We start from the raw sequence: 7,226 nt of genomic DNA on the forward strand, positions 1-7,226 counted from the left end.
CGACCTATTTCGAGCTGGATCGCGGCTCGCCGCATTGGCAGCAGATGCAAACCTCCGGCGGCTTTGCCATCCACGTCTCCGGTGACTTCCCCAATCTGCGTCTCTCCCTCTGGGCCATCCGCGCATGAGCGACAATCCCTTCGGCGATGCAGGCAATGCCGAACGGCCCGCAACGGCGCCCGGCGGATGGCGTTCCGAGGCGCAAATGCCAATCGGTGGGCCCGCCGCGCCGAATTGGGCGAGCGATGCGCAGGCGCTGCCCAAGATCGGCCCCAGCCCCCTGGCCGCAGCGGCCGCTCCGATATTGGCCATCATCGGCAGGCTGGCCAATGGCGGTATCGCCGGCGAGCCGCAACTGGAGGAACTGCGCGAGCGTGCCATGCGCGCCTTCCGCGCCTTTGAGGCCGATGCGCGCGGTGCCAGCAGCACCGCCTCGGAAATCCGCGCGGCCCATTACGTGCTCTGCGCCGCCTTCGACGACGTGCTGCTCAACACCGCCTGGGGCGCACAAAGCAATTGGGCACAAAAATCCCTCGGCTCCACCTTCCATCAGGACACTCGCTCGGGCGAGCGCGTCTTCGACCTCTTGGCCGGCATGATGCGCGACCCCGGCAGCTACAAAGGCGCGCTCGAGATCACCTATCTGGCACTCTCCCTGGGTCTGCAGGGCAAGTACCGGCTGATGCCCTACGGTATGGCCGAGTTGGAACAGGTGCGCGAGAGGCTCTATGTGCTGCTGCAAAGATTGCGCAGCGAGGTTGAAGGCGAACTCTCACCGCATTGGCGTGGCGCCAATGCGCCCCATCGGGCCAGGCGGCGTATCCTGCCACTCTGGGCGGCTTTCACCCTGTCTGCGGTTTTTCTCTGCGGTGGCTGGCTGTGGCTTTCTATTCGACTGAACGGTGCGGCAGGGGAGCTTTACGCCCGCATGGAGGCGCTGCCACCGCGCGCCCTGCCCTCGATCGAGCGTATGGCGTTGATAACACAGCCGCCAGTCCAACCCCCGCCCCCAGCGCCGCGCAGCACCGATGCCGCCATCAAACTTCGCAGTTTTCTGGAAGCCGAAATTCGCCAGGGTCTGGTCAGCGTCGATGGCAATGATCAGCGCCTTTTGGTGCGCATCCGCAACCGCGGCATGTTCGCCAGCGGTTCGGCCACCGTCGAGCAGCGCTATCAGGATATTCTGCGCCGCATCGGCGAGGCCCTGAAGGATGAGCCAGGCCAGGTGCAGGTGCTGGGCCATACCGACAATGAACCCATCAACAACGCGCAATTTCCGTCCAATCAGGCCCTGAGCCAGGTGCGGGCACAGCGGGCGATGAACATCCTCGTCGCCGCCAATGGCAGCGCGAGCCGCTTCACCGCCCGCGGCGTGGCCGATGCCGAGCCCATCGCCCCCAACACCACCGAAGCCGGCAGAGCAGAGAACCGCCGGATCGAGATTATTCTTCTGCGGAGAGCGCGCTGATGCCAAATATCACTGCCTTCGCCATATGGGGCGCCTTGCTCGGCGCCGGCCTGCTCTCCATCGCCATCTGGCAATTCGCGCCATCGCTGGGCACACCTTTCGACACGATGTGGCTGCTCAGCCTCCTCGTCACCATTCCATTGCTGCTCTGGGGGCTGGTGTTCTTTCTCGTCAGCCGTCGGGCGAAGAAACGCAAGGCCGGTGTGTTGAAAAACCCCGCCATGCTGAGCCCGCAAGACAAGAGGGCCGAAGCCGCAGCCCGTGAAGAGGCCGCGCACCGCCGCAAATTGAATGAGGTTCTGGCCAAGCTTAAGGTCAAGACCGGCCGCAAGGCCTCCTTTTTCATGAGCCTGCCCAGATATGTGGTCATTGGCCCGCCCGATTCCGGCAAGAGCCTGGCCCTGATGAATTCCGGCCTTGAATTTATCTCGCCCGAAGAGAAAACTGGCCCTGATGACAATACAGTTTTTTGCAATTTATTGATTAATGAGAACGCCGTGCTGATCGATACGGCAGGGCGCTACACGACCCAGGATGTTGATGCCGATGCCGATGAGGCCGGCTGGGACGGCTTCCTGCAAATGTTGAAGACGATGGCGCCGGTCAAGCCGCTCAACGGCGTCATCGTCACCTTCGGCATCGACATGTTTTCCCGCCTCGATGGCGCTCAGCGTGAGGCCCAGGCCCGCACCATCCGCAGCCGCCTCAAGGAGATGGAAGGCCGCCTCGGCCAGGATCTGCCAATATATTTCCTGGTGACCAAAGCTGATCTCTTGCCCGGCTTCACCGAATTCTTCGATGACCTCGACAGGCCAGCGCGCGAGCAGGTCTGGGGCTTCACCCTCGGCCTTCAGGACGGGTTGGAGAAATTCCAAGCCGAATTCGCCGCCCTGTCTGAGCGCCTTGTGGCCCGCGTTATTGACCGTTTGCACAATGAGCGCGGCCATGCCCGGCGCGCATCCATCGCCGGCTTCCCAGCCCAATTCGCCACCATAGAAGCGCCGCTGCGGGAGTTCGCCAAAACCGCCTTCGGGGGCTCGAGGCTCGATCCAGCCCCTGTGCTGCGCGGGGTCTACTTCGTCTCCGCCACGCAGAATGGCGCGCCGCTCGACAGGCTTGCCGGCGCGATGGCGCGCAATTTTGGCCTCGCCACCGCAAGCCCTGCCCATGCCATGGGCCAAAATGTCAGGCCCTATTTCCTCCATCGCCTGCTCAAGGCGGTGGTGTTGAACGAGGCCGGCCTCGCGGCCAGTGACCGCCGCTTGGAATGGCGCGCGCGGCTGCGGACCTCTGCCGCCTATGCCGCAACCTTTGTGCTGGTGCTCATCGGCCTGAACCAAGGCTGGACCGCGATCAACATCGAAACCAGCCGCAATGAAGCCCTGACCGCGGCCGTGGTCATCGCCGAGCGCGCCGCTGCGGCACAGCCGCTGGACCGTGTGCAGAGCCCCGACTTGAGCCCATTTCTGCCCTATCTGGATGCAGCCCTGAAGCTTTCCGCCGCTACAGCCGGGCATGCACCCCCTGTGCTCAGCCAGCAGGAGTTTTTGAACTCCGGGGCCAAAACCTCCTATCAGCGCGTGCTGAACCAGGTGATGCTGCCGCGACTGTTGCGCCGCCTTGAGGGTGAAATCCGCAGGAGCATCCAGCGCCCGGATTACATATATGAGGCCGTTCGCCCCTATCTCATGCTCGGCAATAAGGGGCCGATGGACGCCCACCTGATCCAGGAATGGTTCGACCTTGAATGGCAGCAAGCCTATCCAGGCACGCTCAACGCGGCCAAGCGCGATGCGCTGGGAAGGCATCTGCAAGCCTTGCTGGCCAGCCCGCTGCAAACCTATGAGTTGGACAATACGCTGCTGGATGCGGCGCGAACCATTCTCTCTCGCCTGCCCATGGCAAGGCGGGTCTATTCGCGCCTGCACAATCTCGCCGACAATGCCCCCGATTGGCTCCCCTCCCATGCGATGGGCCAAACGGGTCAGCACCTCTTCACCCGTGCCTCCGGTCGGCTGTGGAGCAGCGGCGTGCCCGGCTTCTTCACGATTGAAGGGCTGTATGCCCACGTCCTGCCCAGCCTGCCCCGCGCCGCGCGGGAAGCCGCGAATGAGGCTTGGGTGCTCGGCCCCACCGCCACGGCCAGCGCCTCCGACCCGGTTCAATTGGAGGCCGAGGTTCTTGATCTTTATGCCCAAGACTATATCCGCGCTTGGGAGAGGATGATCGGCGATATCGTCTTGCCACCCTTTGGCGGGCTGCCAGCCACGGCCGAGGCAGTCATGATCCTCGGCGCGCCCGATAGCCCGATGAAGGAGTTGCTGCGTTCCATCACGCTGGAGTTGACCCCGAGCACGGCACCCACACCATCCCAGGCAGAGGCCGCCATAGGCAGCAGAATCGCCGCGGCAGCGGGTATAAGCACCACCACCAGCACGGCGCGGGTGGCCGCGGTGGTCGAGGAGCATTTCAAGCCGCTGCGCGAGGCCGCAGGCCAGCCTTTGGATGCCGTGCTGGCCATTATCAACGATCTCTATGCGCAATTGGCGCGGCAGGCCAATGCGCCGCCAGGTGTTCCGGCCGTCCAACTGAGCGAACCTGACGTGGCGCAAAGGCTGGCCGCGGAGGCGCAGCGCCAGCCCCAGCCCTTGCGCGCATGGCTCACCGTCATCGCCCAATCCGCCGGGCGGGGCCGCGCGACGGGTGCGCGCGCCGCCATGGCCGCCGCCGCGGCAGGTGATGGCAGCGGTGGTGCGGGCCTTAGCCTGATTTGCCGCAACATCGAGGATCAATTCCCCTTCAACCGCACGCCCGGCGCGCCGGACATGCCAGCCGATGACTTCATCCGCCTGTTTGCCCCCGGCGGATTGTTCGACCAATTCTTCACCCAGCATATCCGCCCCTATGCCGACACCACCCAGCGCCCATGGATGGCGGTCGCCGCAGGTGGCCTCCCGCCACCGATTTCGGCGGCAGAATTGGCGCAATTCGAAAGGGCGGCAGCCATACGCGCGGCCTTCTTCCCCGCCGGTGTGGCCAGCGGTCTGCGCTTCCAGCTCATTTCGGATGGGCTGCCGCCGGGGGTATCGGCGGCCATTTTGGAAGCCGCTGGCGCGCGCAATATGCTCTCGGCCGAAGCGGGCCGTCCCATCGATCTGGCCTTCCCCGCCCTGCATCCGGTCAGCCTGCATTTCGACCCAGCCTCGGATCAGGGCGAGTTGGTTTATCAAGGTGCCTGGTCCTCGCTGAAATTGGTGCTGCTCCACCGGCTGGAGCCGACGGCAGCGCCCGACCGTTTTCGTCTGACGGTTGTGCAAGGCAATCGTCGCGCGAATTTCATGGTCCAGGCGACGAGCCGGCTCAATCCCTTCGGATTGACCGAAATGGGGCAATTCAGATGCCCCAATTTTGCGCCGCAGCCTCAATAAACTGTGGGTGGCGGTGCCCTTAGCCATCGCCACCCACCCTGGTCATCCCACCCGCTTGACCTAGGATCACACCCGAGGCCGAAGCACGGAACCGGCCCAAGGAGCACGCCAGACCATGACATCGCAGCCCATGCTGTTCACCCCGCTCGCCCTGCGCGGCATCACCTTGCCCAACCGCATCGTGGTCTCGCCCATGGTGCAGTACCGCGCCCAGGATGGCGAGGTGAATGATTATCACATCACCCATTACGGCAAATTCGCCCTCGGCCGCGCCGGCGCAATCTTCACCGAGGCCTGCGCGGTGGAGCCCGCCGGGCGGGTCACCGATGGTGATCTGGGCCTGTGGCATGATGGCCAGATCAGCGGGATGCAACGCGTCACCCGTTTCCTCAAGGCCGAGGGCAGCGTGCCCGCCATCCAACTCGCCCATGCCGGCCGCAAGGGTGCGATGCAAACCGCCTTCGCCGGCAATGGCCCGCTGACCGCGGCCGATATCGCCGCCGGCCATCACCCCTGGGCGGTGGTGAGCGTGACGGGCGAGCCGATCAGCCCCGACTGGATCACCCCCGATATGCTGAGCGAGCGCGGCATCGCGCGCATCATCGCCGATTTCGTCGCCGCCGCCCGCCGGGCGGATGCCGCGGGCTTTGATATCGCTGAGGTCCATGGCGCGCATGGCTATCTCATGGCCACCTTCCTCTCGCCCATCACCAATACCCGCAATGATGGCTATGGCGGCGATCTGGCCGGGCGGATGCGCTTTGCCCTCGAAGTGACCCAGGCGGTGCGCGAGGTCTGGCCCGCCCATAAGCCACTGTTTTTCCGCGTCTCCTCGCTTGATGGCGCGCAGGGCGGCTGGGATATGGGCGACACAGTGGCGCTGGCCAAGGCGCTCAAGGCGCTGGGCGTGGATGTGATGGATTGCTCCTCGGGCGGGCTGACCGGTTCGGCCACCGCGGCGATCATCCCCCGCCATCCAGGCTTCCAGGTGCCCTTCGCGGCCCAGGTGCGGCGCGAGGCGGCGATGAACACCATGGCCGTGGGCCTCATCCTCGATGGCCCCCAGGCCGAGGCCATCCTGCAGGCGGGTGATGCGGATCTCGTCGCGATCGGCCGCCAGGCCCTGTATGACCCCTTCTTCGCCGTGCATGCGGCCGAGGCGCTGGGCTGCGATCCGGATTTTGCGCGTTGGCCGGAAAATCACGGCTGGTGGCTGGATAAGCGGGCAAAGTCGCAGGGCCGACCTCGCTGAACGGCGGATTGTCGCAGCGGGCCTCAAGGCCCGCCCCGCAATACCGATAAATCCTCGGCATCGAGGCTGACGGGGGTGCCGCTGCGGATCAGCGCCGCAAATTCCTCATCGGGCATCATGGTGAAGGCGGCCCCATCGGCGATGGGGCCCAGCAGGCAGGCGAAGTCATTCGTATCCCCAGGCGCGATGCGGAAGGCTTGCAGCGCGCCCGGGGTGTGAAAAATCATGGGGCCTCCACCCGGATTTCGCGCACCGAGAATTGGTTGTCGGCGCGATGGGTGATGGCCACGCCCTGGCGATGCGCCCAGGGGATCATCATGTGGTAGAGTGGCAGGTGGCCCATATCGGCATTGTGCAGCCGATGCATGGCCTGCATGATTCCGCGCCGGGCCGCAGGGTCCAGCTCATTATCCATGCGCGCGACCATGGCGTCGAAGGCGGGGTTGCTCCAGCCACCGAGGTTCCAACTGGCGGAGCCGCCCATGCTGCGTGAGGCCATGATGGCGCGCAGCGTGTAGCTGGCATCGAAGGTGGGCACACCCCAGCTCAGCACATAGAAGCTGCTCTCCAGCCGGCGGATTTTTTGGGTGAACTGGGCATTGGGCAGCAGGTTCAACTGGGCGCGGATGCCCACCTGGGCCAGCATCGCCGCGATCGCCTGACAGGCCTCGTCATAGGTGCCCACGGGGCAGTCCAGCGGCACGGTGAAGCCGTTGGGGTAGCCGGCCTCGGTCAGCAGGGCGCGGGCGCGGGCGCGGTCGAGGGGGAGCCTTGCATTGGTGCTGGCATCCCAGCCATTGACGAATTGCGTCCACATGCTGCCCGTGGGCACGCCCTGGCCGCGCAGTGTCGTGCGGCGAAGCGCGTCGAGGTCCAGCGCATGCGCCACCGCCTGGCGGACGCGCAGATCCTGGAAGGGGTTGCGGCCGCGCACGTCGCTGCCGGTCAGTTCATCCACATCCTTGCGCATGCCGATCCAGACGGTGCGGTTTTCCTGCCCTTCAAGGATGCGCAGCCGCGGGTCGCGCTGGATGCGCGCCACATCCTGCACGGGGACGACATGCACCATGTCCACCTC

Annotated in this window: 6 protein-coding genes; 4 read left to right on the plus strand and 2 right to left on the minus strand. The window is 65.2% G+C overall.

Annotated features, from left to right (window positions below):
- The first annotated feature begins 14 nt into the window (after positions 1-14).
- From tssK to ABWP84_RS17710, 4 genes are all read left to right on the plus strand, one after another.
- Positions 15-128 (plus strand): type VI secretion system baseplate subunit TssK, encoded by a 114-nt coding sequence (gene tssK / locus ABWP84_RS17695; RefSeq protein WP_353213298.1) that lies wholly within the window; start codon positions 15-17, stop codon positions 126-128.
- Entirely contained in the window at positions 125-1,468 is a 1,344-nt protein-coding gene (gene tssL, locus ABWP84_RS17700) for a type VI secretion system protein TssL, long form (RefSeq protein ID WP_353213347.1), read from the plus strand. Before tssK ends, tssL begins: the two co-directional genes overlap by 4 nt.
- Positions 1,468-4,896, plus strand: coding sequence for a type VI secretion system membrane subunit TssM (gene tssM / locus ABWP84_RS17705; protein ID WP_353213348.1), 3,429 nt, complete (start codon positions 1,468-1,470; stop codon positions 4,894-4,896). The genes tssL and tssM overlap by 1 nt, the downstream gene beginning before the upstream one ends.
- A 115-nt stretch (positions 4,897-5,011) precedes the next feature.
- Positions 5,012-6,148: an NADH:flavin oxidoreductase/NADH oxidase gene (locus ABWP84_RS17710; protein ID WP_353213349.1), complete on the plus strand. Its 1,137-nt coding sequence runs from the start codon at positions 5,012-5,014 to the stop codon at positions 6,146-6,148.
- Positions 6,149-6,171: 23 nt separating this feature from the next.
- On the opposite strand, the gene ABWP84_RS17715 is transcribed toward ABWP84_RS17710, so the two are convergent.
- Positions 6,172-6,375: a hypothetical protein gene (locus ABWP84_RS17715; protein ID WP_353213350.1), complete on the minus strand. Its 204-nt coding sequence runs from the start codon at positions 6,373-6,375 to the stop codon at positions 6,172-6,174.
- A partial coding sequence (locus ABWP84_RS17720) for an ABC transporter substrate-binding protein (protein ID WP_353213351.1) occupies positions 6,372-7,226 on the minus strand: 855 nt, incomplete at its 5' end. The genes ABWP84_RS17720 and ABWP84_RS17715, both read right to left, overlap by 4 nt.

Source organism: Rhodovarius sp. (assembly GCF_040399605.1).
Classification (GTDB): domain Bacteria; phylum Pseudomonadota; class Alphaproteobacteria; order Acetobacterales; family Acetobacteraceae; genus Rhodovarius; species Rhodovarius crocodyli_A.

What these genes read in the sequence shown, in the direction of transcription:
- tssL (WP_353213347.1), top strand. Translation starts at nt 125, where the DNA reads ATGAGCGACAATCCCTTCGGCGATGCAGGCAATGCCGAACGGCCCGCA.
- tssM (WP_353213348.1), top strand. Translation starts at nt 1,468, where the DNA reads ATGCCAAATATCACTGCCTTCGCCATATGGGGCGCCTTGCTCGGCGCC.
- ABWP84_RS17710 (WP_353213349.1), top strand. Translation starts at nt 5,012, where the DNA reads ATGACATCGCAGCCCATGCTGTTCACCCCGCTCGCCCTGCGCGGCATC.
- ABWP84_RS17715 (WP_353213350.1), bottom strand. Translation starts at nt 6,375, where the DNA reads ATGATTTTTCACACCCCGGGCGCGCTGCAAGCCTTCCGCATCGCGCCT.